At 71.7% G+C, this 26,333-nt stretch carries 32 protein-coding genes; 20 read left to right on the forward strand and 12 right to left on the reverse strand.

What is annotated here, in order from left to right:
* Positions 1 to 16 precede the first annotated feature (16 nt).
* Together QCD66_RS02210 and QCD66_RS02215 are read left to right on the forward strand one after the other, a co-directional pair.
* The gene (locus QCD66_RS02210; RefSeq protein ID WP_364214371.1) at positions 17 to 484 is read left to right on the forward strand and encodes a MarR family winged helix-turn-helix transcriptional regulator; all 468 of its coding nucleotides are present in this window, start codon (positions 17 to 19) and stop codon (positions 482 to 484) included.
* Positions 477 to 800, forward strand: a complete 324-nt coding sequence (locus tag QCD66_RS02215; protein ID WP_375733574.1) for a hypothetical protein — start codon at positions 477 to 479, stop codon at positions 798 to 800. Before QCD66_RS02210 ends, QCD66_RS02215 begins: the two co-directional genes overlap by 8 nt.
* Positions 801 to 803: 3 nt before the next feature.
* Here the strand turns inward: QCD66_RS02215 and QCD66_RS02220 are convergent, their stop codons facing one another.
* Positions 804 to 1,406: a nitroreductase family protein gene (locus QCD66_RS02220; protein ID WP_375733573.1), complete on the reverse strand. Its 603-nt coding sequence runs from the start codon at positions 1,404 to 1,406 to the stop codon at positions 804 to 806.
* Between the two features lie 101 nt (positions 1,407 to 1,507).
* Here QCD66_RS02220 and QCD66_RS02225 point away from each other — a divergent pair, with 101 nt between their 5' ends.
* Both QCD66_RS02225 and QCD66_RS02230 read left to right on the forward strand, forming a co-directional pair.
* Entirely contained in the window at positions 1,508 to 2,077 is a 570-nt protein-coding gene (locus QCD66_RS02225) for a hypothetical protein (protein ID WP_375733572.1), read from the forward strand.
* Positions 2,078 to 2,222: 145 nt separating this feature from the next.
* On the forward strand, positions 2,223 to 3,167 hold the full coding sequence (locus tag QCD66_RS02230) for a formylglycine-generating enzyme family protein (RefSeq protein ID WP_375733571.1): 945 nt from the start codon (positions 2,223 to 2,225) through the stop codon (positions 3,165 to 3,167).
* 1 nt (position 3,168) lies between these two features.
* On the opposite strand, the gene QCD66_RS02235 is transcribed toward QCD66_RS02230, so the two are convergent.
* From QCD66_RS02235 to QCD66_RS02265, 7 genes are read right to left on the reverse strand one after another with little or no spacing between them, the layout of a single operon-like run.
* A complete protein-coding gene (locus QCD66_RS02235) occupies positions 3,169 to 3,468 on the reverse strand; it encodes a DUF202 domain-containing protein (protein ID WP_364214356.1) in 300 nt (99 codons plus the stop codon).
* Between the two features lie 46 nt (positions 3,469 to 3,514).
* Positions 3,515 to 3,868 (reverse strand): DUF202 domain-containing protein, encoded by a 354-nt coding sequence (locus tag QCD66_RS02240; RefSeq protein WP_364214353.1) that lies wholly within the window; start codon positions 3,866 to 3,868, stop codon positions 3,515 to 3,517.
* 24 nt (positions 3,869 to 3,892) lie between these two features.
* Positions 3,893 to 5,449, reverse strand: a complete 1,557-nt coding sequence (gene betC, locus QCD66_RS02245; protein ID WP_375733570.1) for a choline-sulfatase — start codon at positions 5,447 to 5,449, stop codon at positions 3,893 to 3,895.
* Positions 5,450 to 5,482: 33 nt separating this feature from the next.
* The gene (locus QCD66_RS02250) at positions 5,483 to 6,490 is read right to left on the reverse strand and encodes an ABC transporter substrate-binding protein (protein ID WP_375733569.1); all 1,008 of its coding nucleotides are present in this window, start codon (positions 6,488 to 6,490) and stop codon (positions 5,483 to 5,485) included.
* Positions 6,487 to 7,293, reverse strand: a complete 807-nt coding sequence (locus tag QCD66_RS02255) for an ABC transporter ATP-binding protein (protein WP_375733568.1) — start codon at positions 7,291 to 7,293, stop codon at positions 6,487 to 6,489. The genes QCD66_RS02250 and QCD66_RS02255 overlap by 4 nt, the downstream gene beginning before the upstream one ends.
* Positions 7,290 to 8,159 (reverse strand): ABC transporter permease, encoded by an 870-nt coding sequence (locus tag QCD66_RS02260; RefSeq protein ID WP_364214344.1) that lies wholly within the window; start codon positions 8,157 to 8,159, stop codon positions 7,290 to 7,292. The genes QCD66_RS02255 and QCD66_RS02260 overlap by 4 nt, the downstream gene beginning before the upstream one ends.
* A 41-nt stretch (positions 8,160 to 8,200) precedes the next feature.
* Positions 8,201 to 9,688 (reverse strand): FGGY-family carbohydrate kinase, encoded by a 1,488-nt coding sequence (locus QCD66_RS02265; protein ID WP_375733567.1) that lies wholly within the window; start codon positions 9,686 to 9,688, stop codon positions 8,201 to 8,203.
* Between the two features lie 229 nt (positions 9,689 to 9,917).
* On the opposite strand from QCD66_RS02265, the gene QCD66_RS02270 reads away from it, so the two are divergent.
* The 3 genes from QCD66_RS02270 (at position 9,918) to QCD66_RS02280 (ending at position 12,226) form a co-directional block, all read left to right on the forward strand.
* Positions 9,918 to 10,709: a GntR family transcriptional regulator gene (locus QCD66_RS02270; protein WP_364214338.1), complete on the forward strand. Its 792-nt coding sequence runs from the start codon at positions 9,918 to 9,920 to the stop codon at positions 10,707 to 10,709.
* 38 nt (positions 10,710 to 10,747) lie between these two features.
* Positions 10,748 to 11,734, forward strand: a complete 987-nt coding sequence (locus QCD66_RS02275; RefSeq protein ID WP_375733566.1) for a phosphotransferase enzyme family protein — start codon at positions 10,748 to 10,750, stop codon at positions 11,732 to 11,734.
* Positions 11,735 to 11,818: 84 nt separating this feature from the next.
* Positions 11,819 to 12,226 (forward strand): archease, encoded by a 408-nt coding sequence (locus QCD66_RS02280; protein ID WP_375733565.1) that lies wholly within the window; start codon positions 11,819 to 11,821, stop codon positions 12,224 to 12,226.
* A gap of 38 nt (positions 12,227 to 12,264) precedes the next feature.
* Here QCD66_RS02280 and QCD66_RS02285 read toward each other — a convergent pair whose 3' ends face one another.
* Positions 12,265 to 13,683, reverse strand: a complete 1,419-nt coding sequence (locus tag QCD66_RS02285; protein ID WP_375733564.1) for an RtcB family protein — start codon at positions 13,681 to 13,683, stop codon at positions 12,265 to 12,267.
* A 28-nt stretch (positions 13,684 to 13,711) separates the two neighbouring features.
* A complete protein-coding gene (locus QCD66_RS02290; RefSeq protein ID WP_375733563.1) occupies positions 13,712 to 14,677 on the reverse strand; it encodes a DUF2267 domain-containing protein in 966 nt (321 codons plus the stop codon).
* A 141-nt stretch (positions 14,678 to 14,818) separates the two neighbouring features.
* On the opposite strand from QCD66_RS02290, the gene QCD66_RS02295 reads away from it, so the two are divergent.
* The 11 genes from QCD66_RS02295 to QCD66_RS02345 all read left to right on the forward strand — a co-directional run bounded on the left by QCD66_RS02295 (position 14,819) and on the right by QCD66_RS02345 (position 21,870).
* Positions 14,819 to 15,328, forward strand: a complete 510-nt coding sequence (locus tag QCD66_RS02295) for a toxin-antitoxin system HicB family antitoxin (protein WP_375733562.1) — start codon at positions 14,819 to 14,821, stop codon at positions 15,326 to 15,328.
* A gap of 53 nt (positions 15,329 to 15,381) precedes the next feature.
* Positions 15,382 to 16,239, forward strand: a complete 858-nt coding sequence (locus QCD66_RS02300) for a DUF4097 domain-containing protein (protein ID WP_375733561.1) — start codon at positions 15,382 to 15,384, stop codon at positions 16,237 to 16,239.
* Between the two features lie 11 nt (positions 16,240 to 16,250).
* A complete protein-coding gene (locus QCD66_RS02305) occupies positions 16,251 to 17,192 on the forward strand; it encodes an ATP-binding cassette domain-containing protein (RefSeq protein WP_375733560.1) in 942 nt (313 codons plus the stop codon).
* Positions 17,189 to 17,977 (forward strand): ABC transporter permease, encoded by a 789-nt coding sequence (locus QCD66_RS02310; protein WP_407566979.1) that lies wholly within the window; start codon positions 17,189 to 17,191, stop codon positions 17,975 to 17,977. The genes QCD66_RS02305 and QCD66_RS02310 overlap by 4 nt, the downstream gene beginning before the upstream one ends.
* Positions 17,978 to 18,112: 135 nt before the next feature.
* Entirely contained in the window at positions 18,113 to 18,436 is a 324-nt protein-coding gene (locus tag QCD66_RS02315) for a plasmid stabilization protein (RefSeq protein ID WP_364214313.1), read from the forward strand.
* Positions 18,437 to 18,885: 449 nt separating this feature from the next.
* On the forward strand, positions 18,886 to 19,320 hold the full coding sequence (locus QCD66_RS02320; RefSeq protein ID WP_375733558.1) for a DUF2975 domain-containing protein: 435 nt from the start codon (positions 18,886 to 18,888) through the stop codon (positions 19,318 to 19,320).
* A complete protein-coding gene (locus QCD66_RS02325) occupies positions 19,320 to 19,526 on the forward strand; it encodes a helix-turn-helix transcriptional regulator (RefSeq protein ID WP_026874506.1) in 207 nt (68 codons plus the stop codon). The genes QCD66_RS02320 and QCD66_RS02325 overlap by 1 nt, the downstream gene beginning before the upstream one ends.
* The gene (locus QCD66_RS02330) at positions 19,526 to 19,681 is read left to right on the forward strand and encodes a hypothetical protein (RefSeq protein ID WP_375733557.1); all 156 of its coding nucleotides are present in this window, start codon (positions 19,526 to 19,528) and stop codon (positions 19,679 to 19,681) included. The genes QCD66_RS02325 and QCD66_RS02330 overlap by 1 nt, the downstream gene beginning before the upstream one ends.
* A gap of 95 nt (positions 19,682 to 19,776) precedes the next feature.
* Positions 19,777 to 20,577: a TIGR02452 family protein gene (locus QCD66_RS02335; RefSeq protein WP_375733556.1), complete on the forward strand. Its 801-nt coding sequence runs from the start codon at positions 19,777 to 19,779 to the stop codon at positions 20,575 to 20,577.
* A complete protein-coding gene (locus QCD66_RS02340; protein WP_375733555.1) occupies positions 20,574 to 21,146 on the forward strand; it encodes a nucleotidyltransferase family protein in 573 nt (190 codons plus the stop codon). Before QCD66_RS02335 ends, QCD66_RS02340 begins: the two co-directional genes overlap by 4 nt.
* 79 nt (positions 21,147 to 21,225) lie before the next feature.
* Positions 21,226 to 21,870 carry a hypothetical protein gene (locus QCD66_RS02345; protein ID WP_375733554.1) on the forward strand — a complete coding sequence of 215 codons (645 nt, stop codon included), beginning with the start codon at positions 21,226 to 21,228 and terminating at the stop codon, positions 21,868 to 21,870.
* Between the two features lie 82 nt (positions 21,871 to 21,952).
* Here the strand turns inward: QCD66_RS02345 and QCD66_RS02350 are convergent, their stop codons facing one another.
* On the reverse strand, positions 21,953 to 23,443 hold the full coding sequence (locus QCD66_RS02350) for a plasmid pRiA4b ORF-3 family protein (RefSeq protein ID WP_375733553.1): 1,491 nt from the start codon (positions 23,441 to 23,443) through the stop codon (positions 21,953 to 21,955).
* A 160-nt stretch (positions 23,444 to 23,603) separates the two neighbouring features.
* Between QCD66_RS02350 and QCD66_RS02355 the strand changes: the two genes are divergently transcribed.
* Positions 23,604 to 24,161, forward strand: a complete 558-nt coding sequence (locus QCD66_RS02355; protein WP_375733552.1) for a DUF6518 family protein — start codon at positions 23,604 to 23,606, stop codon at positions 24,159 to 24,161.
* Positions 24,162 to 24,272: 111 nt separating this feature from the next.
* Positions 24,273 to 24,614, forward strand: coding sequence for a VOC family protein (locus tag QCD66_RS02360; RefSeq protein ID WP_375733551.1), 342 nt, complete (start codon positions 24,273 to 24,275; stop codon positions 24,612 to 24,614).
* A gap of 30 nt (positions 24,615 to 24,644) precedes the next feature.
* Here QCD66_RS02360 and QCD66_RS02365 read toward each other — a convergent pair whose 3' ends face one another.
* Complete coding sequence (locus QCD66_RS02365) at positions 24,645 to 26,279, reverse strand: DUF6194 family protein (protein ID WP_375733550.1); 1,635 nt, start codon at positions 26,277 to 26,279, stop codon at positions 24,645 to 24,647.
* Positions 26,280 to 26,333: the final 54 nt, after the last annotated feature.

The following is a 26,333-nucleotide window of genomic DNA, read 5'->3' on the forward strand; positions in this document are numbered from 1 at the left end:
GTAAACGAGGTTTCGCATGTCGGATTGGGATCCGGCCGACGACGTCGGCACCGCACACCTCGGCCGGCTCCTGTTGCGGGCGCTGCGCCAGGTCCAGGCCAACGCGGTCGCCAGACTCCACGCACGCGGCCACCCCGGCATCCGTACCGGGCACTTGCCGGTCTTCGGCTACATCGACGACGCAGGCACCCGCATCACCGACCTTGCCGCCCGGGCCGACATGACCCGCCAGATGATGGGCCGTCTGGTACGCGAACTGGAGGAGTTGGGGTACGTCACGACCCGGACCGACCCCGACGACCAACGCGCGGTGGTGGTGACTCTCACCGCTCAGGGGTACGGCTTCGGCGCGGACGGTGAGGCGGTGAAGGCGAGTCTCGAGCGGGAGTACGAGGAGCTTCTCGGCCCCGGGGAGCCGGCCCGACTCCGCCGGTCGCTCGCGCTACTGGCGAACCTGGGCTCCGGGGAGCGGGCGGATGGGTAGCGGTAAGGAGTACGAGGAGTTGGAGGAGGTTCCGGACGAGTTCCGGACCTTCGCTGCCCGGCACGCGCTCGAATACCGCAACACCCTGCCCGGCATCGCCCTCTACCTGGGCGGCGCGGCGCTGTTCACCGGCGGCCTCTTGGTGACCACTCCCGAGGACCGCCGGGTCGGGCTCTGGCTGATCCTGCTGGGACTGGTACTGCTCGTCGCCTGGATCGTGCTGCACCGTCGGAAGCTGCGCAGGGAGCAGGAGTTGCACCGCCGATACCTGCACTGGAAGCGGAAGCAGAACGAGCCCGGCGACCCGTACGAATAGCCGCTATCCGGCCGGCTGGCTCCACCTGCCCCGATGCACGACATCGGCGGTCGGCCGACGCCGGCCGCGCAGGTCGCGGGGCGGCTCCTCGCTGTAGCCGATCGAGACCGCTCCGATCGGCGCGTAGTGCGCGGGCACCCCGAACGCCTCGCGGTACGCGTCGATGCGGGCGGCCGCGATGCCGAAGAAGCAGGCGCCGAGGCCGGCGTCGACCGCGGTCAGCAGCATCATCAGCGAGGCCATGCCGGTGTCGATGTCCCAGTACGGCGCCGGCCACCAGGCCTCCGACCGGTCGGTCTGTCCCTTGTCCGGCTTGGCGTACCGGTCGAGGTAGGCGTCCTTGTTGGAGTGCGCCACGATCAGCAACGGCGCCTCGACGTTGGCCGCGAACCAGTTCTCCGGGTCCTGCTCCGGCCGGGCCGCGTCCCGGAAGCGCGCGATGTCTTCCGGAGTGTCGAGCACCAGGAAACCCCAGCCCTGGGAGAAGCCGGCCGACGGTGCCCGGAGCGCGTTGTGCACGATCCGGTCGACGACATCGGGCGGGACCGGCCGGTCGGTGTAGGTGCGGACCATGCGCCGGCGCCGAACGACATCCTGGAACTCCATGGCCGGAAGTCTAGGAAAGATCCGGTTCGGTGAGAACCGGCCGCAGGGCTTCCCGTTGATACGGTGGGCCCGGCTCTTTCACCCGGGGAGGGGAGTCGGCCGTGGCAGATCACGGAGCGACCGGTCCGGCGGCGGCCGATCCGCGACAGTTCCACGCTCGGGCCGCCAGGGAACTCGAACAGATCCGCGCCCTCATCGACGGCTTTCCGCTCTACGGGCTGGCGAACTGGACCGGTCTCCGGACGGTCAGCCGCTGGCAGACCCGCGACGGCGGGCTGGAGATTGTCGGCCTCGGCCACGGCACTTCCCCCGGCCCCGGGCCCTACGCCGAGGTGCTGGTCAACGCCGCGAGCGGGGCGGACCTGGCCCTCCACCGTCGCCGCGAGGTCCGGTACGAGACCGAACCGCCGCGCGACGAGGAGACCTTCCGGCGGATCGACCGTGAACTGCTGGCCGACGACCCGGACGAGGTGGTCATCCCGGTCGAGGGCGCACCGACCCGCTTCCAGGTCTGGCAGTTGCCCCAGGGCTGGGTCGCCACCACCGCCCACGGAGATCACCGCTGCACCGTGTCGGCGAGCCGGATCGAGCCGGGCGACGTCGAACTGTGCCGGGTGCACGACATCAAGCCCTATTGGGACGGCCGCCGGGTCTTCCCGCCCGGCAGTTGACCGACCAGCAGCGCCCCGACGCCTTCACCCCCTCTCTGACCTGCGGGTTAGTCTGGTGCCGGTGTAGAGATCCGGATTTCGAGGAGGGGCGGTGCCGGATTCCGAGAGCGCGTGCTGCGCACCGGGTCGCAGTACGGCCCCGCCGGTGGTCGGGCTACCAAGCAGCCGCCCACCGCAGGCGCCGGCCCGCGAGGCCCGCCAGGTACGGCGTGGCATGGTCACGGTGCCCGGCGGCGAATTCTGGATGGGCAGCGACCACCCCGACGCCTTCGCCGACGACGGTGAGGGGCCGGTCCGCCGGGTCGACGTACCGACCTTCCTCATCGACCCGAAGGCGGTGACGAACGCCCAGTTCGCCGCGTTCGTCAAGGCGACGGGACACGTCACCGAGGCCGAGCACCACGGCTGGTCGTACGTCTTCCACCTGTTCGTCTCGGGCGCCGCGCGGGCACATCTTCTCGACGGCGTCGTGCCGCAGGCACCCTGGTGGCTGCCGGTACGGGGGGCGGCGTGGCGTACCCCGGAGGGGCCGGGGTCGTCGATCGGCGACCGGCAGAACCACCCGGTCGTCCACGTGTCCTGGAACGATGCCTCCGCGTACGCCGAGTGGGCCGGTAAGCGGCTGCCGACCGAGGCCGAATGGGAGAAGGCCGCCCGGGGCGGGCTGGACCGGGCGCAGTATCCGTGGGGCGACGAACTGACCCCGCGTGGGCAGCACCGCTGCAACATCTGGCAGGGCACCTTCCCGACGTCGAACACCGCGGCGGACGGCTACGTCGGCACCGCGCCGGTGGACGCCTACCGCCCCAACGCCTACGGCATCTTCAACACCTCGGGCAACGTGTGGGAGTGGTGTGCCGACTGGTTCAGCCGGGACTGGCACGCGGCCGAACGTCCCGAGACGAGGAACGATCCGCGCGGGCCGGCGGAGGGCACCGGCCGGGTCATGCGCGGCGGCTCGTACCTGTGCCACCACTCCTACTGCAACCGCTACCGGGTTGCGGCCCGGACCATGAGCCCGCCGGACAGCACCACCGGGCACCTCGGCTTCCGCTGCGCCGCCGACCCGGAGCCGGCCGGAAGCCGGTGACTCAGCCGAGCAGGCCGGCGAGGACCAGCAGCCCGCAGAGCATGACGAGCCCGGCGAGCAGGCGCAGTTGTGGGGCCGGTGGCCGCCGTTGCCGCGCCGTGGAAGCCGATGCGAACCGGTGCCGCCGGTAGCCCCACAACCCGACGGTCAGCAGCATCAGCAGGGCCGCCGCTCCGAAGAGGACGGTGGCGCCGGAACCCGCCGCCGCCCGTAGCAGCAGGGCCGCGTTGACCGCCGCGACCGCGCCCGTACGCGCCCAGGCCAGCGCCGTACGCTCGGCCTGCAAACCCGCGTCGGTCACGGTCCCGCCTCGCTCACGGAGCTGCCCGTTCGCTCGCTGCGCTCGCTCACGGTAGGACGGCCAGCAGGATGACGCCGACGCCGACGACGGCGGCCCCGACCGCCATGACGGCCAGCAGCGGGGTGAACGGCAGCCCCCGGCCCAGCCGCATCGCCTTCTGCACCCGTACCCATCGCAGGTAGGCCGCCGCCGGCAGGGCACTGCCGGCGGCGGCGAGTACCGCCGCCAGCAGGTCCCGCATCCCGGACAGGGCCGACGGTGGCAGGAACTGGACCACGGCGACGGAGCCGGCGAGCAGGGCCAGCGCGGTCCGGATCCAGGCGAGGAAGGTCCGCTCGTTGGCCAGCGAGAACCGGTAGTCGGGTTCGTCGCCCGCGCGGTACCAGGCCGGTTCACGCACCGTGGCCGGCTCCCGGGCGCCGGTTCAGAAACCGCACAACGGGTCCCAGGGGTCGTCCTGCGTGCCGCGGATCCAGCGGTTGGCGGCGTCGACGGGCGGCTCGTACGCCCACGAGGTGTGCCGGCCCTTGCCCAGCGCCTCGCCGAGGAACGCCCGCATCCGCTGGCTCGTCACGATCTCCCGCTCGGCGTGGTCGGGGTCCCAGCCGTCCAGCACCCGCTGCCGCAGCCGGGTCCGGGTCGACCCGTGTTCCGGCTCGGTGGCGAGGTTGTGCAGTTCCCGGGGGTCCTTTTCCAGGTCGTAGAGCTGGTCGGGCAGGTCGCGGGCGTAGACGAGCTTGTGCCGGCCGTCGACGGCGGCGCGTACCGGGCGCAGCGTGCCCTCGGCGGAGTTCTCGATGATGACGCCCGGATGCCCGGCCACCTCGTCGGTGCGGTCGCGCAGCGCCCCGGCCAGGCTGGCGCCGGCGAACCGTCCGGTGACCCAGTCGGGCAGCCGGGCCTGCGCCAGGTCGGCGAAGGTGGGATGCAGGTCGACGAGGGAGACCGGGGTGTCGATGCGGTGTCCGGCCGGTATGCCGGCGCCGGCCATGAGCAACGGCACCCGGACCGACCACTCGCGCAGCGTGCGTTTGAAGTACATGCCGTGCTCGCCGAGCTGGTCGCCGTGGTCGCTGGTGAAGACGACGACGGTGTCGTCCAGCAGGCCGAAGCGTTCCAGTTCGGCGGTGAACGAGCCGACGACGTCGTCGATGTAGCTGGTCATCGCGTAGTAGCCGCGCCGGGCCAGGTAGGTGGTCTCGTCGGTGACGGTGCCCCGGTCGACGCCGTGGAACGAGTTGACCCAGCGGTCGAGCGGGTGGGGTGCCGTGCCGGCGGGTACGGGTTCGGGCAGGCCGATGTGCCGGCCCTCGTACCGGTTCCAGTACTCCGGCGGTGCGACGTACGGGTCGTGGGGCTGGGTGAACGAGGCCACCATGAGCCACGGCTCGTCGGCGCGGTCGTCGGTGGCCAGCGCCAGTTCCCGGATCCGTTGCAGCGCGTTGAACCGGACCTCTTCGTCGTAGTGCATCTGGTACGTCCACGGCAGCGGGCCGGAGGAACGCAGGATGTCGAGGTATTCCCGGCCGCCGTTCTGCTGCTCGCCGGAGAGCCGCGGCGGGTCGCCCTGCTCTTCCCAGGGCCGGGTCCAGGTCAGGTCGGGCGGGAAGATGTCGGTGGTGAGCCGTTCCTCGAAGCCGTGCAACTGGTCGGGGCCGACGAAGTGCATCTTGCCGGCGAGGATGGTGCGGTAGCCGGCCCGGCGCAGCGTGTGGGCGAAGGTGGGCACCGAGGCCGGGAACTCCTCGGCGTTGTCGTTGGAGGGGACCTCGCTCGGCAGCCGGCCGGTCATCATCGCGGCCCGCGACGGCACGCACAGCGGCGCGTTGCAGTAGGCGTTGGCCAGTACCGTGCCGCGGGCGGCGAGGGCGTCGAGGTTGGGGGTCAGGACGTCCTCGTTGCCGTACGGTCCGGTGCCGAACGCGCTGAGCTGGTCGGCCATGAGCAGGAGGATGTTGGGCCGGCTGCCGGGCGTGGTCAAGCTGTCTCCTAGGCGAGGGGCGCCGGTGGGCGCCTACTTGTTGGCGTCGGTGAAGACGGTGGTGTCGAGGAACTGGTCGGGGTCGACGAAGGCCGGCAGCGCGCCGATGTCGACGAAGACCTGTTCCATCCGGCCGACCCAGTCGGCGACGGTGCCGTCGGCGTAGTAGGTGGCCCATTCGGCGTTGGGGTAGCTGCGGGCCTGCTGGTAGATCTGGGTGCAGACCTCGGTGGTCATGAACTCCGACAGACTGGGGCAGCCGGCGGCCAGGGCGCCGGCCTGGTCGGTGACGATGTCGTCGTTGGCCTTCAGCCAGGCCTGGGCGATCTTGACCAGGGCGTCGCGGTTCTCGGCGTGGAACCTGTTGTTGGCGACCCAGCCGCCGGTGATCGCGGACTTCGGCTGGAACTGCTCGGCGGTGCCGATCATGCGGGCCTGGGGCAGGCGTTCCTTGATCTGGTTGTCGAACGGGGCCCACAGCGCGGCGGCCGGTACGCCGCCGGTGACGAACGTGTTGGCGACGGCCGGCATGTCCAGGTTGACCAGTTCGATGTCGTCGGTGGTCATGCCGTTCTCGGCGAGCGCGACGTGGAGCAGCAGGTGGGCGGCGGTGCCGGTGGTGGTGGCCACCTTCTTGCCGCGCAGGTCGGCGATGGAGTTGATGCCGCTGTCCGGAGCCGCCCAGATCTGCTGGATGTTGGCTTCGAGGTTGTTGAGCAGGAAGACCTTGCCCTGGCCGCGGGCCGGGAAGTTGGCGATGACGGCACCCATCACACCGACGTCGACACTGCCACCGGTGAGCGCGTTCGACAGTGAGATGCCGGTCTGGAACGGCACCGTCTCGACGTCGAGGCCGGCCTCGGCGAAGTAGCCGCGTTCCCTGGCGAGCAGCAGGTGCATGCCGGGGGCGGGGCCGGCGATGTAGCCGACCTTCACCTTCTGGGTGCCGCCGTCACCGGTGGCGTCGTCGTCGGTTCCGCACGCGGTGATGGACAGGGCGAGCGCGAGTCCGGTCACCGCCGCGAGAATTCGTCGGTTCATGTCGTCTCTTTCCGGGGTGTGGGGGTGCCGCCGCGCAGCATCGTCTCGATGTGCCGGCGTAGTTCGATGAATTCCGGGTTGGTCTTCAGTTCGTGGTTGCGCGGGCCGCGCCAGGGCACCGGCACGATCTCCTGCACGCGGGCCGGGCGGGCGGACATGACCACGACCCGGTCGGCGAGGAAGATCGCCTCTTCCACCTGGTGGGTGACGAACAGGACGGTGCGCCGCTCCTTCTGGTTGATCTCCAGGAGGGCTTCCTGCATGGTTTCGCGGGTCTGCGCGTCGAGTGCCGCGAAGGGTTCGTCCATGAGCAGGATCTCGGGGTCGACCGCGTAGGCGCGGGCGAGCGCGACCCGCTGGCGCATGCCGCCGGAGAGGGTCTTCGGCAGCGCGTCGGCGAAGGCGGCCAGGCCCATGAGTTCGAGGTACCGGTCGGTGATCTCGCGGCGCTGCGCGGCGGGGCGGCGACGGGCCCGCAGTCGCATCCCGAACTCGATGTTCTTGCGTACGGTCAGCCAGGGGAAGATCGCGTACTCCTGGAAGACCACGCACCGCGACGGGCCGGGGCCGGTGACCGGCTTGCCGTTGACCAGGATCTGGCCGGCGTCGGGGTCGACGAAGCCGGCGACGGTGTTGAGCAGCGTCGTCTTGCCGGAGCCGCTCGGGCCGACGACGGCGACGAACTCGCCCTCCGGTACGTCGAAGGCGACGTCGTCGAGTACGGTGACCGCCGCCGCGCCGCGTCCGAAGCGTTTGCTGACCCGGTCGAGGGTCAGTCCGCCGCTGTTGACCGTTGTCGTCACCGGGTCCCCCTGTCCTGCCAGCGCACGAGCCGTACCGAGATGAACCGCAGTACCGCGTCCATGACCAGCGCGCACAGGCCGATCAGGATGATCCCGGCGTAGACCCGGGGGATGTCGAGGAAGTTGCCGGCGTTCTGGATGACGGCGCCGAGGCCGTCCTGGGCGGCGACGAGTTCGGCGGCGACCAGCGACGCCCAGCCGATGCCGAGCGAGACCCGGGCGGCGGTGAGGATGTGCGGTACGGAGAACGGCAGTACGACCCGGGTCAGCACCTCGATGCGGTTGGCGCCGAGGGTCTGTGCGGCCCGTACGTACTTGTCCTCGATGCCGGCGATGCCCTCGAACACGATGACGACGGTGGCGAAGAACGCGGCGTACATCAGGATGATGCCGCGGGCCAGTTCGCCGATGCCGAAGTAGACGATGACCAGCGGTACGAGGGCGATCGGTGGCAGCGCCCGGAAGAAGTTGACCAGCGGGTTGAGCGCGGCGCGGGCGATGGGGAACCAGCCGAGCAGGAAGCCGACCGGTACGGCGGCGGCGATGCCGACGGATACCCACACGACGACCCGGCGGCTGCTGATGAGCACGTCGTTGGCGAGGCCGTTGCCCAGCCCGGTCCAGATGACCTCGAACACCGTGCCGGGGGTGGGCAGCAGGCCGTTGCCGACGACCTCGGCGGCGGCGGTGATCTGCCAGACCAGGACGAGGCCGAGGAAGCCGGCGAGGCCGAGCAGGCCGCCGCGCAGCCGGGCCAGGCCCCGGCGTGGGCCGCCGCGCTTCGCCGGGCCGGCGGGCGGCCGCGGCGGTGGCGGTGGTCCGGTGTCCGGTCGTTGCCGGCCGGAGGCGATGACGACTTCGGGCATGTTCTCTCCTGTCACCAGCGAGGCAGGTGGGGGTCCGGAACTCAACTCGTGGCTTTTTGCAGCGCGGCCAGTTCGTGCGCGAGGTCACGGGTGGCCGGGTAGGCGGCGCGGTAGACGCGGTAGAGGCGGTCGTAGACCTCGGCGTGCTCGGCCCGGGGCGCCACCACCCGCGCGGTACGGGCCCAGGGGGCGTCGGGGTCGACGAGGCCGGCCGCCTCGCCGGCCAGGCGCGCGTCGCCGTAGCTGGCGCCGATCGTCTGCTCGGGCAGTTCCTGGGGGCGGCCGGTGACGTCGGAGACGATCTGGGTCCACAGTCCGCCGCGTACGCCGCCGCCGACGGCGACCAGGCGGCCGGGCGCGGCACCGGCCTCGGTGAAGGCGTCGAGGTGGTGCCGGACGGCGTAGGCGGTCGCCTCCAGCGCGGCCCGGTAGAGGTGGCCGCGCCCGTGGCGCAGGGTCAGGCCGAGGATCGTGCCGCGGGCGTCCGGGTCGAACAGCGGGGTCCGTTCGCCGGCGAAGTAGGGGAGCGTCACCAGGCCGTCGGCGCCGGGCGGGGTCGCCGCCGCGTCGGCGACGAGCTGGTCGAAGCCGTCCTCGCCGGTGATGCGGCGCCACCAGTCGGTGACGGCGCCGGAGGTGGCCGTGCCGCCGGCCAGGCTGGCGCTGCCCGGGGTGACGCCCCGGGTGGCCCACAGGCGGGCGTCGGTGAGCGGCCGGGCCAGCATCTGGACCAGGAACATGGTGGTGCCGTACATGAGCATGGTGTCGCCGGGTTCGCGTACGCCGACGCTGAGCGCCTCGGCCCAGGCGTCGATGGTGCCGGCAGCGACCGGGGTGCCGGCGGGGATGCCGGTCTGCGCGGCGGCGCCGGGGGTGGTCACGCCGACGATCTCGCCGGGCCAGGCGAGCCGGGGCAGTGCCAGTCCGGGGGCCACGATGTCGCACCACGGCTCGTACCACCGGCTCGCGGCGAGGTCGTACATGGGCTGGCACTGGCTGGCGGAGTGGTGGTCGAGCACGTACTCGCCGGTGAGCCGGGCGACGGCGAGTGAACTGGCCATCAGGAAGTGGCGTGTCCGGGCCCAGACGTCGGGCTCGTGCCGGCTCAGCCACGACAGTTTCGGGCCGGCTGACTGGCTGGTCAGCAGCGAGCCGGCGCGGTCGAGCAGGGCCGCCGTACCGAGCCGGTCGGTGAGTTCCCGCACCTCGGCGGTGGCCCGGGTGTCGACGCCGTAGAGGATCGCCGGGCGCAGTGGCCGGTACGCCTCGTCGGTGGCCAGGACGCAGGGGCCGATCCCGCTCACGCAGACGGCGGCCGGCCGTTCGGGGCGGTCGGTGAGCAGCCGGTGGGAGAGATCGACGACGGCCTGCCACCAGTCGTGTTCGGCGTCGTGCTCGACCCAGCCGGGGCGCGGCATCGAGGTGCGGTGGGGGCGGACGGCGGTGGCGAGCACGGTTCCGTCGGGGTGGGCGAGTACGCCCTTGGCGCTCGACGTGCCGATGTCGATGCCCAGCAGGACCTCGGTCATCTGGCACCTCCTCGCCCCCGACCTGCGCGTACGTGTTTCCGTCGCGTTAAGTCCGATCAATTAGGCGGTAAGATATGACCAATGCTGGCCCAGTGTCAAGGGTCGCGTTTTCCCTGCTCGTTGGGTGGATTGCGGGCGGCGGGTCTGCGCCGATAAGGTATGACCATTCGAGGGAGGGCCTATGCAGACGCGGTCGACCGAAGTGGACACTCCGGGCCGACGGAGCCGGGTGGACGAAGCCGAGGTGAAGCTGCGGGCGCTGATCGCGGAGTACCAGCGCACCGGGGTCACCCGCCTGCCGCCCGAACAGCGGCTCTGCGAACTGGTCGGCGCGTCCCGCAGCACCCTGCGCGACGCCCTCAGCCGGCTGGAGGCCGCCGGTGAGATCGTGCGCCGACGCCGCGTCGGCACCCTCATCACCGCGCCGGCCCGGGCCGCCCACGCCGGTTCGCTGGCCTATCCGGTCGACCTCATCCTGTCCCTGTCCGACTTCCTCGCCGAGGCCGGCGCCGACTACGCCGTACGGGCGGTCAACATCGCGCGGGAGACCGCCGACGATGACGACGCCGCCCTGCTCGGCGTGGCCCGCGGCGAAGCGGTCTACCGGGCGGTGCGCCTCTACGAGGTCGAGGGGCGGGCCGCCGCCCGGCTCGAACACCGGCTGCCCGGGGCGTTCGACGGGCAGCAGGTGCGGATAAACGCGCTGACCGACGGCATCACCACGTTCCTGCGGGAGACGGAGAACATCCGCCTGACCCGCAGCGATCACACCATCACCGCCGAGGCGGCGACCGAAACCCTCGCCGGGGAACTGGACGTCGCGGTCGGGGCGCCACTACTGGTGATCGACTGCCAGCTCTACGCGGCGGGGCCGTACGCCGTGGCCACCGGGCGCCTCGTCTTCCGCCCGGACGTCCTGTGCCTGACCGCCTCCGCCGATCCGGCACTGTCGGCCCACCGGCAGTCCGGCACCTTCGGCCTGACCGCACTGACCGCCGGTCGCCAGGAAACCCCGGCCTGACCGGTGGCTCCCACCGTCCGACGAACCCAGGGGGCGCGATGAGCGTGGCCGACCGGGTCGCCGAACACTTCGGGATCGAGCTGACCGACGTCCGCGCCGTCGAGACCGGTGCCGACCGGGCCGCCGACCTCTTCCGGGGCACCGACGGCGCCGGGACCGACTTCGCCGTGAAGTGGTCGGCGAACGACTCCGCGGCCGGCCTGGTGATCCCGGGACGGCTCGCGGGCGTGGCACCCGGCACGGTCGCCGACGTCGTGCGTACCCGCGACGGTCGACTGTGGACCGATGTCGCCGGACGGCGCCTGTCGGTCACCCGCTGGGTCACCGGCACGCCGGCCCTGCAAGGTCCGCTGCGACGGGAGCAGTGGACCGCGTACGGCCGGTTGCTCGCCCGCCTGCACCGGCTCCCGGTCGACGACGGTCTCCGGGCGGCGGTGCCGGCGGAGACGTACGACCCGAGCCGCTGGGTGCGTGCCTTCGACGCCGCCGACCACGCCGTGACCGGCGTCGGACGGGGAGCCGACGAGATCCAGGAACGGCTGGCCGAGGGGTGGGCGGCCGGTCGCGGCAAGCTGGTCGAGGTGCGGGACCGGGCCGTGCGGTTGGCCGCCGTGCTGCGTCGCCGCCCCGACCTGCCGGCGCCGGTGCCGTGCCACGCCGACCCGCACCTCGGCAACCTCATCGCGACCGGGGACCAGTCCGTCGTCCTGATCGACTTCGACGACGCCGTACTCGCCCCGCCGGAACGTGACCTGATGTTCGTGCTCGGCGGGGGAGTGCTGCCGTTCGCGCCCACCACGGCCGCGCAGCAGGGCTGGTTCCTCGACGGCTACGGGGCCGTGGAGCCCGATGCGGACCTGCTGGCCTACTACCGCTGCACCCGCGCCCTCGAAGACGTCGCCGATCTGGCCATGGTCGCCCTCGACCCGACCCTCGACCCGCCGGAACGGGCCGAGAACCTCGGCTACGTCGAGGGCGTGCTCGGGCCGTACGGGCTGCCGGCCCAGGCGCTGCCGGACGGGTAGCCCGCCGTTCGCCTGCCCGGGCGCGCGGACGGCGGCGAGAATGGGCGGCGAAGGGCTACGCGGAGGGGGCGGCAGTTGGGACCGGTGGGCCACCGCAGCGTGCCGCACACCGCCGACGTACGCGTCGAGGCGTGGGCGCCGGCCCGCGAGCGCTGCGTGGCGGAGGCCGTGGCCGGCCTGGTCGGCAGCTTCGCCGAGGTGCCGGCGGATTCGGCGGGGCAGACCGTGGAGTTCCGGGTCGACCCGGGCACCGACGAGGACATGCTGGTCGCCGTACTCGACGAGGTGATCTTCCGGATGGACACCGAGGGCCGGCTGCCGGCGTCCGCCGACGTGGCCGCCGTCGACGGCGGGTTCGAGGTACGGCTGCGGATGGCCGACCCCGACCGGATCGAGGTGGTGGGCGCGGTGCCGAAGGCGGTGTCGCTGCACGAACTGAGGTTCGCCCCGGGCGCCGACGGCTGGTCGTGCGCGGTGACCCTCGACGTGTGACGGCGGCCGGCTGGCCACCGACGGCACGACTTGTGCCGTCAGCCCTTCACCACGCCGACCGGGACCAGCCGGGCGACCCGCCGGCACAGGCCGCCGCCCTCGGCCGACCCGACGACCGCCGACACGTCCTTGTACGCCTGCGGCGTCTCCTCGGCGAGTCCGCGCATCGACGCGCCGCGTACCGAGATGTTCTGGGCCTCCAGTTGGTCGCGCAGGTCCTTGCCGCGCACCGATTTGGCGGCCTGTGTGCGGCTCTGCGCCCGGCCGGCGCCGTGACAGGTGGAGGCGAACGCCGGGGCGCCCGCGACCCCGGTCAGCACGTAGGACGGGGTGCCCATCGAGCCGGGGATGAGCACCGGCTGCCCGACCCCGGCCAGGTCGGCGGGCAGGTCGGGGTGGCCGGGCGGCAGGGCCCGGGTGGCGCCCTTGCGGTGTACGCAGAGCTGCCTGTCGGCGCCGTCGACCCGATGCGACTCGATCTTGGCGAGGTTGTGCGAGACGTCGTACACCAGGTCGAGGCGGCGGCCGACGGTCCGTTCGAACACCCGGCGGGCGGCCTCGCCGAGCAACTGCCGGTTGGCCCGCGCGTAGTTGGCGGCGGCGGCCATCGCACCCAGGTAGGCGCGGCCCTCGGGCGAGAAGACCGGCGCGCAGGCGAGCTGTCGGTCCGGTACGTCGATCCCGTAGCGGGGCATCACCCGCTCCATGACCCGTACGTGGTCGGTGCAGATCTGGTGTCCCATGCCGCGCGAACCGCTGTGGACCATGACGCAGATCTGGCCGGGCCGCAGCCCGAACGCCTCCGCCGCGTCGTCGTCGTAGACGTGGTCGACCGCCTGCACCTCCAGGAAGTGGTTGCCGGAGCCGAGGCTGCCGACCTGGCCCTGCCCGCGCTGTACGGCCCGGTCGCTGACCTGGTCGGGGTCGGCGTCCGACACGGCGCCGTGGTCCTCGCAGCGGGTGAGGTCGCGTTCGACGCCGTGGCCCTGCTCGACGGCGTACCGCGAACCGCCGAGCAGCACCTCGTTCAGTTGGGCGCGGTCGTCGATCTTCCAGACGGCGCCCCTGGCCATGCCGCGCGGGACGGCCGTGTCGAGGCCGTCCATCAGTCGTTCCCGCACCCGGGGCAGCTCGGCGCGGTCGAGGTCGGCGGCGAGCAGCCGTACGCCGCAGGAGATGTCGAACCCGACGCCGCCGGGCGACACGACGCCGTCCGCCGCGACGTCGGTCGCGGCGACCCCGCCGATCGGGAACCCGTAGCCCCAGTGCACGTCGGGCATGGCGTACGACGCCTCCACGATGCCCGGCAGCGTCGCGACGTTGGCGACCTGTTCGATCGCCTTGTCGGCGGTGACGTCGGGCAGCAGGGACCGGGAGGCGAAGACGACGCCGGGTACCCGCATGTCGCCGTGCGGGTCGATGCGGAACCGGTACGGCGACTCCTCGACCAGTTCCATGGCACCACCTCTCGTGTGTCGGCGTGGGCTACGCCAGGCCGGCGGCGGCCTCGTCGATGGCGTCGTTGATCAGCGCCGCGAGGTCGACGTCGAGCGCGGTCACCGCGCGGGCGTTCGTGGTCTGTACGACCAACTGGGCGGTCCAGTCGTCGGGCCGGCTGATCCGTGGGCCGCGCCCACTGTCGATCTTGAGCTGGTCGAGGCGGGCCAGGACCCGGTCGAGCTGGTCGGGTGGCAGGGTCAGGGTGCGGGTCAGCGCACTGACGTTGCCGGTCCAGCCGGGTAGCCGGCGCAGCGCGGCGATCAGTTCGTCCTCGTCGAGCGGTGCGGTGTGCCGGTTCGTGCCGACCAGCCCGCCGCCGGGTGCCGGTGGGTGGGTGAGGTCGGTGAGGAAGTCCGGCAGTTCGAGCGAGTCGAGCAGGTGTCCGTCCTGGGCGGCGATGGCGCCGAGCACCGCCTGCGTCTGGAGCAGGGCCTGTTCGGGCGGGCGTTGGGCGAGGCCGGCGACCTGCTGGACGAACCCGGACAGGCCACGGCCGTAGTACGGCTCGCTGACGTCCTGTCCCTCGGTCAGTTCGGCCGGTAGGGCGTCGAGCAGTCGCTGCTTGTCGTCCTCGGGCAGCGCGCGGGCGAGCACGCCCACGGTGGCGCGGGCGGCACCCTTGGCCTGGTCGAACCCGACGCCGGTGCGGTCGCCGACCTCGCTGACGAGTTCGCGGTAGCGCAGGCGCAGGACGCCGGGGTCGGCGACCGTGTCGCCGTACGGCGGTGAGTGCGGCGGGCGGGGTGTCTGCGGGCCCGGCGGCAGGTCCGGCCTCGGTGCCTGGGGGCCGGGCTTGCGGGCGCCGGCCGGCTGCGGGCCGGCCCGTTCCTTGCGTCTGGCGTGTTCACGCTGCTTGGAGCCGCCGAGGCTGGCCCCGGCCCCGCTGGCGGTGCGGCCCTGTTCGCGGGCGGCGGCGGCGAGCGCGCGTCGCTTCTGGTTGTCGCCTTCCATCTCCTTGGCCATACCGCCGACTGCCCGTCCCGCCCGGACATATGCGTCCGGGTAGTGGGGGACGACGCGCGTGGCTCAGCGTGTGCCGCGTTGAGCCAATCTGCTTGCAGGCTGAGCCAGAGTGATGCCATAGTGGCTCACATGGAACTCACGCCGTACGTCGACCTGCTCCGGCGGGAACTCGCGGTCGCCGCCGACGCCGGCGGTGACGACGCGCGCGCCCTTGCCGAACGCCTCACCGCCCCGCTCGAATCCGCGATCCGGCTCACCCTGCTGGAAGCGCTGTCCGCCGCCACCGCCGAGATCACCCGCGACCTCGCGCCGGGCTCGGTCCACCTGCGGCTGCGCGGCCGGGACCCGGACTTCGTCGTCACGCCGGCCCGCCCCGCCCCCGAGGCGCCGGAGGAGCCCGTGCCCGCCCCGCCGGCGCCCACCTTCGACGAAAGCGGCGGCGGCGGGACGTCCCGGATCAACGTCCGCCTGCCCGACGAGCTGAAGGCCCGGATCGAGGAGGCCGCGGGGCAGGAACGGCTCTCGGTCAACGCCTGGCTCGTCCGGGCCGCCGCCGCCGCGCTCGAACCCGGCCGCAACGCGACATCCGGGCACCGCGCCACCGGTCACGGCCAGCGGTTCACCGGCTGGGTGCGCTGACCCGCCGGCCCTTTCCGTTCGGACCAGTCCACCCACCAGGTAGGGGACCAACCATGCCGACCTTCGACACACCGCAACCGATCTCCGTCACCGTGAACCTCGGCTTCGTCGTCGGCAACGTGCGACTCGTCGCCGGCCCTCGCACCGACACGACCGTCGACGTACGCCCCGTCGACCCGTCGAGCAAGGCCGACCGGAAGGTCGCCGAACAGACCCGCGTCGAGTACGCCGACGGGAAGCTGCTGGTCCGCGGCCCCCGGCTCGGGACGCTGTTCACCCGTAGCGGCGCGGTCGACCTCACGATCGAACTGCCCGAGGGCTCCCACCTCGACGGCGAGACCGGCATGGGCGAGGTGCGGCTCGAAGGCCGCCTCGGCGAGTGCCGCTTCAAGAACGGATACGGCGACATCCAGCTCGACCGGGCCGGCCCGGTACGCCTCAACAGCGGCAGCGGCGCCGTCATCGCCGACCACGTCGAAGGCGGCGAGGTCACCGCCGGCAACGGGTCGGTGCGGATCCGCCGCATCGACGGGCTGGCGACGGTCAAGAACTCCAACGGCGACAGCTGGATCGGCGAGGCCGGTGGCGACCTGCGACTCAGGGCGGCCAACGGGTCGATCACCGTCGACCGGGCGCACGCCGACGTCACCGCGAGGACCGCGAACGGCGGCATACACGTCGGCGAGGTGATCCGCGGCACGGTGGTGCTGGAGACGGCGGCCGGGGCCGTCGGCATCGGCATCCGCGCCGGCACCGCCGCCTGGCTCGACCTCGACACCACCTACGGACGCGTCCACAACGAACTGGCGTCGTCGCCCGCGCCGGACACCACCGACGACACCGTCCGGGTGCGGGCGAGCACCTCCGTCGGCGACATCACCGTCCGCCGCAGCGTGACCTCGAAGACCTGAAGGAGAAGGCGATGCCCATTCCCGCGATCACGGCCACCGGCCTGCGCAAGGCGTACGGCGGCAAGGTGGTGCTCGACGGCGTGGACCTGACCGTGCCGGCCGGCACCGTCTTCGCGCTGCTCGGGCCGAACGGCGCAGGCAAGACCACCACCGTGAAGATCCTGTCCACCCTGGTCCGCGCCGACGCCGGCGAAATCCGGATCGCCGGTCGGGACCTGGCCCGCGAACCCGACGCCGTACGTGACGCGATCGGCGTCACCGGGCAGTTCTCCGCCGTCGACAACCTGCTCACCGGCGAGGAGAACCTGCGCCTCATGGCGGACCTGCGGCACCTGGACCGGGCCACCGCCCGGCGCCGGACCGCCGAACTGCTCGACCGCTTCGATCTCGTCGACGCGGCCGGCAAGCCGGTGGCCACGTACTCCGGCGGGATGCGGCGCCGCCTCGACCTGGCGATGACCCTGGTCGGTGAGCCGAGCATCATCTTCCTCGACGAGCCGACCACCGGCCTCGACCCGCGCAGCCGGCGCACCATGTGGGAGATCATCCGCGGTCTCGTCCGGTCCGGGGTGACGCTCTTCCTCACCACCCAGTACCTCGCCGAGGCCGACGAACTCGCCGACCGGATCGCGCTGCTCGACCACGGCCGGCTGATCGCCGAAGGCACCCCCGACGAACTCAAGCGCCTCGTCCCCGGCGGCCACGTCAGCCTACGGTTCGCCGACCTGTCCGGGCTGGAGTCCGCCGCCCGCACCTTCCCCGGCGCGACCCGCGACGACGAGACCCTGACCCTGCGGGTGCCCGGCGACGGCGGGGTTTCCTCACTGCGTGCCCTGCTCGACCGGCTCGACCGCGCCTCGATCGAGGTCGACGGCCTCGACGTGCGCACCCCCGACCTCGACGACGTCTTCCTCGCCCTCACCGGCCGCCCCGAAAGGGAATCCGTGCGATGAGCACCCTCACCTACGCCGTACGCGACTCGACCACCATGCTGCGGCGCAACCTGCGGCGGATGCAGCGGTATCCGGGGTTGACCCTGATGCTGGTCGGCATCCCGGTAATCCTCCTGCTGCTGTTCGTCTACGTCTTCGGCGGCACGATGGGGGCCGGGCTGGGCGGGGCCGGCGGCCGGGCCGAATACGCCAACTACATCACCCCCGGCATCCTGCTGATAGCGATCGCCGGCACCGCGCAGGGAACGGCGATCTCGGTCGCGATGGACATGACCGAGGGCATCATCGACCGGTTCCGTACCCTGTCGATCTTCCGGCCGTCGGTGCTGGCCGGCCACGTCCTCGGCAGCATGATCCAGACGATGCTCGGCCTGGCGGCCGTCACCGGGGTCGCCCTGCTGGTCGGCTTCCGGCCCACCGCGAACCCGGTCGAGTGGCTCGCCGCGATCGGGCTGCTCGTCGCCGTCACCTTCGCCGTCACCTGGCTGTCGGTCGCCTGCGGCCTGGTCAGCAAGAGCGTCGAGACGGCCAGTAACCTGCCGATGCCGCTGATCCTGCTGCCGTTCCTCGGCAGCGGCTTCGTCCCGACCGAGTCGATGCCGGCGGGGGTGCGCTGGTTCGCCGACCACCAGCCCTTCACCCCGATCATGGAGACGCTGCGCGGCCTGCTGATGGGCACCGGAATCGGCAACGACGGCTGGATCGCGCTCGCCTGGACCATCGTGATCACCGTGGTCAGCTACGTCTGGGCCAAGCGGCTCTACAACCGGGACACGTCCCGCTGACACCGGTCCGGTCGGGCGGCAGCGTTTGCCGGTCGACCGTGCTGGGCATCTGTCCTGATGTAGGCCGATATGGGGCTGCCGAACCGATGGGTGGACAGCCTCGCTGTGACAAGCCCTGACGGAGGGGAGCCGGTCATGCCCGCGGGATCCAGCCCGAAGAGGGAACGTCAGTACAAGCACATCAAGGCCAGCGCGAAGCGGCGGGGCGTCTCCGAGTCACGCGCCGAGGAGATCGCCGCCCGTACGGTGAACAAGGAACGCGCCCGCGCCGGCGAATCCAGGACCGCGAGCCGGTCCTCGGTCAAGGACATCTCGTCCGGACGCCGGGGCGGGCTGCGGTCGCACAGTGGCGCCAAGGGACGCACCAAGGAACAGCTCTACAATGAGGCCAGACAGCGCAACATCAAGGGCCGCTCCACGATGACCAAGGCCCAACTCGAAAAGGCCCTGTCGAAGTAGCCCGGAGTGTGTGGGCCGGACAAGACGGGGGACCTGCCCGGCCGACACGTGGCTGCAACGGTACGGCGCCCACCCCGGGCCCCGGCATCGGTCGATCAGATGACACCGGGATGACGCCGAGGGGCGGCAGGCCGTCGAAGGCGACCAGCGCCAGCACCTCGCGGTCACCGGCGCTCAGCGTCCGCCAGGCCCGGACCAGATCCAGCCGTACGGCGGCGGCCGTCGATCCGCGCTCACCGGGGATTCTCGTTCACCGTCATGCCCTCTACCCGTCCGGCTGGCCGGCGACTGCCACACCGTGGTTCGTGACCGTGCTTCGTCCGCCGCGCCGTCATCAGGTCCGCATACCGTCGAAAGTCGCCGAATCGATTGACTTTCGATAGGTAGCGAGTGATAGTCGATGCATGTTGGCGGAGCATCGGGCCGTAGCCCCACTCAGAGTCTTCCTCGTGTTGTTGTTCGGGATCCTGGTCGTCTTCCAGACCCTCTCGCTGCCCGGACAGTTCAGGCACATGGCGCAGGAGGCCCCCGAGGACGCCTACCTGCGGTGGCCGATGACCGCCATCGCGGTCTTCCTGGTGCTGTGCGTCCAGGTGGTGATCGTGGCCACCTGGAAGTTGCTCAGCCTGGTCAAGAACGACCGCATCTTCACCGAGGCGTCCCTGGTGTGGGTCGACACGATCGTGTGGGCCATCGTCGCCGCGTGGGTGGTGCTCGTGGGACTTCTCCTCTACGTCGGATTCACCGGGGACGACCCGGGGCTGCCGATGCTGCTGTTCCTGACGTCGGTAGGGGTCGCCGTCGTGGGGCTGCTGATGATCGTGATGCGTGCGCTGCTGCGCCAGGCGACCACCCTGCGGACCGACATGGAAGCGGTGATCTGATGCCCATCGTCGTCCGCATCGACGTCGAGTTGGCCAAGCGCAAGATGAGCGTCGGCGAGTTCGCCGAGCGGGTGGGGCTCACCCCGGCGAACGTGGCCGTGCTGAAGAACGGGCGGGCCAAGGCCGTCCGGTTCAGCACCCTGGAGGCGATGTGCCGGGTGCTCGACTGCCAGCCCGGCGACCTGCTCGAGTGGGTCGACGAGTGATGAAACGGCTCCTTGCCGTCGTCGCCGTCGTGATCGGGGTCGCCGGCATCGTGCACGGGGAGGCCGACGACTCGCCGGGCCTGCAGATCCTCGGCGTCGCGTTCGTCGTCGGGGCGGTCACGTTCGGCGTACGGAGCATCCGCCGCGGCAGATAGCACCGGACACGCGGTCGTCGGCTATTGCGTTGCCAGTCGGCGCCCGGACTGCCTAGCCTGCCCTTCGTGCAACGCTGTGATCTTCAGGTCCGTTCGTGAGCAGCCGGCTACGGGAGATTGCCCGACAGACGGTCGAGATCGCCGAAGCCGGCCGCTACCTCGACAGCGCCGGCGGCGAGGTCGTCATCGCCGATGCCGTACGGGCCGCCGTCGCCGGAACCCGCCACTACCCGCCCGACGCCGCCCTGCCTGTCGCCGACGGCAAGCCCGGTGAAGGCTCGGTCGAGGTGACGCACGAGTCGACCCTGGCCGCCGCCCGCCGCCTCGGACCCGCGGCGGCGTGCCTGGTGTTCGCGTCGGCGAAAAACCCCGGTGGCGGCTTCCTCGGCGGGGCGAAGGCACAGGAGGAGAGCATCGCCCGCTCGTCCGCGCTGTACCCGTGCCTGCTCACCGCGCCGGACTTCTACGCCTTCCACCGCGACCAGCGCGACCTGCGCTACAGCGACCGGGTCATTTACAGCCCCGGCGTGCCGGTGTTCCGCGACGACAAGGGCAACCTGCTCGACCAGCCCTACCGGACGTCGTTCCTGACGGCGGCGGCACCGAACCTCGGCGCGATCGCGCGCAACCAGCCCGGACACGTCGGCGACGTGCCGACGGTGCTGGCCGCCCGCGCCCGCCGGGTACTCGAGGTCGCCGCCGCCCACGGGCACCGGACGCTCGTGCTGGGCGCGTGGGGCTGCGGGGTGTTCCGCAACGACCCGGCGACGGTCGCCGACGCGTTCGCCACCGCGCTGCGGGCCGTCGACCGGTTCGACCACGTCGTCTTCGCCATCCACGACAACCTTCCGGGCACCCCGGTCTACGCCACGTTCAGGAGGCACCTCGGGACATGACCGACACCCTGGAGACACTGATCCGGTCGAACGACTGGCTGATGCGGGTGCTCACCGTCGTCCGCGACGAACGGATCCCGGACGCCTGGGTCGGCGCGGGGGCGCTGCGCGACCTGGTCTGGGGCGAACGGTACGGGTCCGGGTTCCGCCCCGCCGACGTGCGCGACGTCGACGTCGCGTTCTTCGACGAAAGCGACCTCAGCCGTGAGTACGACGACCGGGTGACCGCCCGCCTGGGTGAGCGGATGCCCGGCGTCCCGTGGGAGGCCCGCAACCAGGCCGCGGTCCACACCTGGTACGCCACCAAGTTCGGCGGCGACCCGGTCGAGCCGCTGACGTCGATCGCGGACGCGATCGGCACCTGGCCCGAGACGGCCACCGCCGTCGTGGTGCGACTCGACCGCGACGACCGGATCGAGGTGTGTGCCCCGTACGGGGTGGCGGATCTCCTCGACGGAGTGTGGCGACACAATCCGCGACAGGTCATAGTGGACCGTTCGCTGGCCAGGCTCGCCCGGCACCGGCCCGCACAGCGGTGGCCGGGCGTGACCGTGATCCCGCCGGCCTGAGTCGTTCCGGGCGCTGTCGACGGGGCGTCGCCACGCCGGTTCGACACGACGTGACCGACACGATGTCTACAGTGGTCCGATGGTGCTGACGACGGGATGGTTCGGTACGGATCTCGGGCCGTACCGGCGCGACGACGGGACGTACGACTACTTCCCGCCCGACAGCCTGCCACCGCTGCCGGAGCCGCTGTTCGACGGCCGGTTCGCCTGGCTGGCCGGGGCCCGCGATCCGCGGGTCGCGTACATGCGGCCGATCGACGTGCGGGCGGACGGGGCGTTTCTCGGTACGGGGTTGCCGGATCCGTTCGTGGAGTTCATGAGGCGGCCGGAGCTGTCGGGCGCGGTGCCGTCGTGCACGGCTTGCTGGTGGCAGCCACCGGCGCCGCCGGTGCCGAGCCCGGTCGGTGCCGGCGCGAGGCTCCTGCGGTTCCTCAACGACCAGCAGGACTGCCTGTTCTGGTACCTGTACCTGGAACCGGACGGCGGACACCGGGTGGTGGCCGGCGGGATCAACTACGACACCTGGGTCGAGGACGGCGTCGACGAGGTGGACGCGGCCGGCGATCTGGTGGAGGTGGCGCCGGACTTCGAACGGTTCGTCTACCGGTTCTGGGTGGAGAACCTGGCCTGGTTCGAGGTGGTCAGCCAGGAACGGGACTGGGACGCCCTGTCGCCGCCGGTACGGGACTACCTCGCCCGCTACCGGGCCGCGGTCGGCTCGTAGTGCTCCGCCGCGACAGCAATCCGGGCCGGGCTGTCGCGTTGCGGGTCGGTGATTCCGCCAGGCTGAGGCGTCGGGGAGCGACTCACCGCCAGCCGGCTGCGACCTGCGCGAGTTCCTGGTTGATCCCCTCGAGGTCGAAGTGGGCGGGGTCGAAGTCAGCCGTTGAGGACAGCCCGAGCCATTCGAGGCGTTCGGCGTGTTCCTCGTGGGTCGGGTCGGCCAGGATCTCGATGAGGTCCTCGTAGCCCCAGACGCCGCCGCAGTCCTCCGGCGGCGCGGTCCGGCGGCCGGCGACACAGCGGGGATAGCTGATATCCGCCTCTGCGGCGCGGACCTCTTCCACCACGATGCTGTGTTCCCAGTTGTCGCCGAAGTCGTAGGTGTAGTTCAGGCGGCTGCCCTTACGGGGTGCGACATCGTGCAGCTTCCTGACTGCGGCGGACCTGATGTCGAGTTCGCGATCCGGGATCCCGTACCGGCCGGCGCCGTTCTCGAACATCCACATGTGGTAGTTCTCCCAGCCGAAAGCGGCCTGGATCACCAGATGCAACTCGTGCAGGCTGGTGTCGGAGGGCACCTCGACCCGTCGCCAGATCGGTGGCCTGGCTCCGCGCAGCGACACCTTCAGCCGGTGCACCGTTGCGGCCGACGACGCTTTTCGGGATACGCGCTGCCGTGTTGACACGTTCCTGTCCGGGCCGGTGTCGGGCAGCAGTGCGGTCCGGCTACGGAGCAGGTCCAGGAACATGTCGACGTCCTCGATCTGATCGGGTTCCACCGGGCAGGGCGGTTGCTCCAGCGCCTGGTGCAGGATCGCCCGAGCTTCGGCCGGCTGGTAGTCCGCGAAGCGGAGTCCCTCTTCTGCTGCGGAGATGCGGTAGGCGGCACGGATCTGGTCGGGTTCGTCGGTGGGCCAGCAGTCCTTGACCCCGCCGCCGAGGTCATGGTCGATCAGTACGGCGATGGCATGCTCGCGTCGCCCGTAGCGGAACGTGACCGCGACCGTCTCCTGTGCCCCCAGGTCGTCCTTGTAGCCGAAGCAGGTTCCGACCTTCGGTGTCCCGAGATCCTTCGCCCACGGCCGGTCGGTCAACCCGCTGGCGACGAGCCGGTCGGCGGCCTCAGCGGCTGTGGGCCGTACCGTTGCCGGCCCGACCGCCGCCATCGCTCGCAGGAACGCCAACGCGGCGGCGCCGCCGTACGCGGCCGTGTCTTCGACGAGTGCGGTCAGCATTTCGGCAAACCGGTCCGGGTCGGGTTCCGCGGAGCGGAAGGCGGCGACGAACTCCAGCCCGGATATCTCGGCGGTCAAGGGGTCGACGCCACGTGCCAGCAGCGGCGTCCACTGAGCGATCAGATTGGGTAGCGCATCGGCGGGAGCCGGCAGCACGTCGGCCTCGGCCAGGCGGGCGAAGATCTCATCCGGGCCACCGGTGTCCAGCATCCGTAGCACCTCGTCTGGGGCGCCGGCTGCCGCCAGTGCCTGCCGCAGCAGGCCGACCTCGTCGGCCGTCCCGCTGGCGGCATCCATGTCGCCGGTGTTCTCGGCCCGGGTGGTGCGTCGCTTCGCCATGGGCTGCCATCCTGCCATCTCGGCCCCTGGCAGCGAGCGTCGCCAGCGGTGATCGCCGAGGCATGTGACCGACACCGGTAGGGGGCGGCCGCCGCACCGCGCGTTGACCAGCGATGCATACCCGGTATGCTCCCCGGTTATGGGGCCTGATCATCGTCGTGTGGCGCTCACCGCGGTGGTGGGCGGCTTCCTGCTGGGGTTCCTCGACTTCGTGTGGATCAAGTGGGTGCCGTACCCGTTCGCCGACCTGGGCAACTCCAGCGCTGCGTGGGCGGTGGCGGCCTTCGGCTTCGGCTACTGGGTGCGGTCGGGCTGGCTGCGCGCGGCGCTGGGCGCCGCCGTCGGGCTCGTCGTCGCGGTGCCCAGCTACTACCTTGCGGCGACTCTGATCCAGGGCGACGACCTGGCCATGCTGTGGGCGCCGACGTCGCTGCTCTGGATGTCCTTCGGTGTCGTCGCGGGGGTCGTCTTCGGCCTCGCTGGGACGTGGGCGCGCGGGTCGGGTTGGCGGCAGCTGGTGGGGACCGCGCTGCCGGGCGCGGTGCTCTTCGCCGAGGCGGGACTGCTGGCCAAGGACATCGGACACCCGAGCTACGGAATCGATCCGCTGTGGAACGCCCTGATCAACGTCGTACTCGGGTCTTGGTCGTCGTCCTGGTCGGCGGGACGAACCGGCGGGGGGCGGTCGCCCTGGCCACAGCTGTGCCCTTGGCCGTGATCGGGTTCGGGGCGTTCCTGGTCGCGGGATTCCGCTGACAGCCGGGTCGGGGTCCGGTCCGGCCGAACCGGTACGCGGGTGCGTGTCGGACGCAGCGGTTAGCATGCCGGCATGGCCGTCGATTTGTTCGCGGGAATACCGGTCAGCGACTACGCGGCGTCGCTGGCCTGGTACGAGCGCCTGCTCGGCTCCCCACCGACATTCCTCCCCAATGACATCGAAGCAGTCTGGGAACTCGCGGAACACCGGTACGTGTACATCGAGCAGCGGCCCGACCACGCCGGCCACGCCATGCACACCCTCTTCGTCGACGACTTCGACACCCGCGTGGCGGAGATAGAGGGGCGGGGACTGGAGCCGGCGAAGCGGGAAACCTACGACAACGGCGTACGGAAGACGACCTTCCATGACCCCGACGGCAACGAGATCGGGTTCGGCGGCGCCCCGCTGTGACCGGGCGCCCGCCGCACCCGGTGGGCGTGATCAGGGCCGCCGTTTCCGTTCGGCCGAGCGCCGGTGGGCGTACGCCAGCAGCCGTTCCACCTCCGCCCACGTCCCGGGGCCGGGGTTGCTGACGCTCACCCAGCCCTGTACCGCGTACGCCGGGTGCGGCACGATCACGTCCACGGCGGTGAAGTCGATGGCGTCCCGGTGTTCGGTGAACTGCTCGGGTCCGTAGCCGAACAGCCGCCGGAACTCGTCGCGGCCCGCCTCGATGTTGAGCCGGAACACTCCGGCGCGGTCCAGCCGCGACCGGTCGTCGAAGCCGGGGATGTCGTGGGCGACGATGGTGGCGAACGGCCGGTGCCGGTCCGGTCCGGCGAAGAAGAACCGGTCGTCCCAGCCGAGTTCGGGTGCGCCGAGGTCCGGGCCGGCCCGCGTCTCGGCGACGTCGGGCAGCTCCAGGATCCGGGCGGCGAGGGCCGCCGCGGCCGGCGAGAACCGCTCGACGTGCCACACCGCGTCGCAGTGCGAGACCGTCTCGGCGTCGAGCGGGAAGTATCCCTGCTCGGGCGTCACGTCGGTGCGGACCCGCGCGCCTTCGACGAGCGCGGCCAGCGGGGCGGCGGCGAAGAGCGGACCCTGCCCGGTGGCGGCGCCGATCCTGCCCTCGTACGTGTCCTCGGCCGGTGCGTCGAGTCCCAGGGCGACGCTGGCGCCGAGGCTGCCCAGGACGACGGCGTAGCGGTCGCCGCGCAGCGCCGACACGATCGAGCCGGCGCTGGACCATTCGAGATCCATGTCGGCGAGCCGCCACCTGCTGGGGTGCCGTTGAAGGTGGCGGTTGTTGGCGAAGACCAGGGTCGGGCCGCGGCCCTGTTCCGTCGTACGGATGTCGAGCAGGTTCTCGGCCATCAGGGCGTCCCGTACGGCGAGCAGCCGGGAGGTGCGGTCGGCGGCTGGTGCCGGGTCGGCGGCGACGGCGTGGTAGCGCAGCAGGCCGAGGGCGGTCGTGCCGTGCAGCCGGGCACACCGCCAGTCGTCGCGGGTCGAGGCGGCGACCAGCCGGGGCGCGTGCGCGTACAGGGCGGTGAGCAGGTCGTCGGTGAGGATCCGCAGCGTGCCGGCCGCCTCGGACCGGCCGATCGACTTCGCAGCCTCCATCAGCGCGGCCGGATCGCTCCACCGGGTGTCGTCGCCCAGCAGCCGCTCCAGGTCGTCGACGCCGGCCGGCAGCGGCTCGGTGCCGAGGTGGTTGACGAGATAGTCGCAAAGATGCCGCAGGTAGGGGCCGGGCCCGACGGCGTGGGTCATCTCCAGGGGCGGATCGAAGCCGTGGAACGCCAGCCGCTCCGCCGCCGGCACCGACCCGTTGTACGTCCGCATCCACTCCACGAGTTCGCGGGTGGCGGCGCAGGCGCCCAGGCCGTGGGTGAAGCCGTCGGCGAGTACGTCGTCGATGGTCCCGCCGGCACCCCGGACGTAGGCGTCGACGGCCAGCGCGGCGACCCGGTCGGATTCGACGGCGACGGATCGGAAACCCAGCTCGGCGAGGACCTTGACCGCCCCGTTGCGCAGGCGTGGGAAGGCCGGTTCCCCGTGGGTCGGCTCGCCCAGGGCGAGCAGTTCGACGGGGCGGGTACGGGATTCGAGGAAGGACCGGAGGTCGGTAGCCATGACTTCGACCGTATCCTTGAACCTGCTGTCGAGACTTTTCCGATGACTCAGGCT

This window comes from Polymorphospora sp. A560 (assembly GCF_045781765.1).
Classification (GTDB): Bacteria; Actinomycetota; Actinomycetes; order Mycobacteriales; family Micromonosporaceae; genus Polymorphospora; species Polymorphospora lycopeni.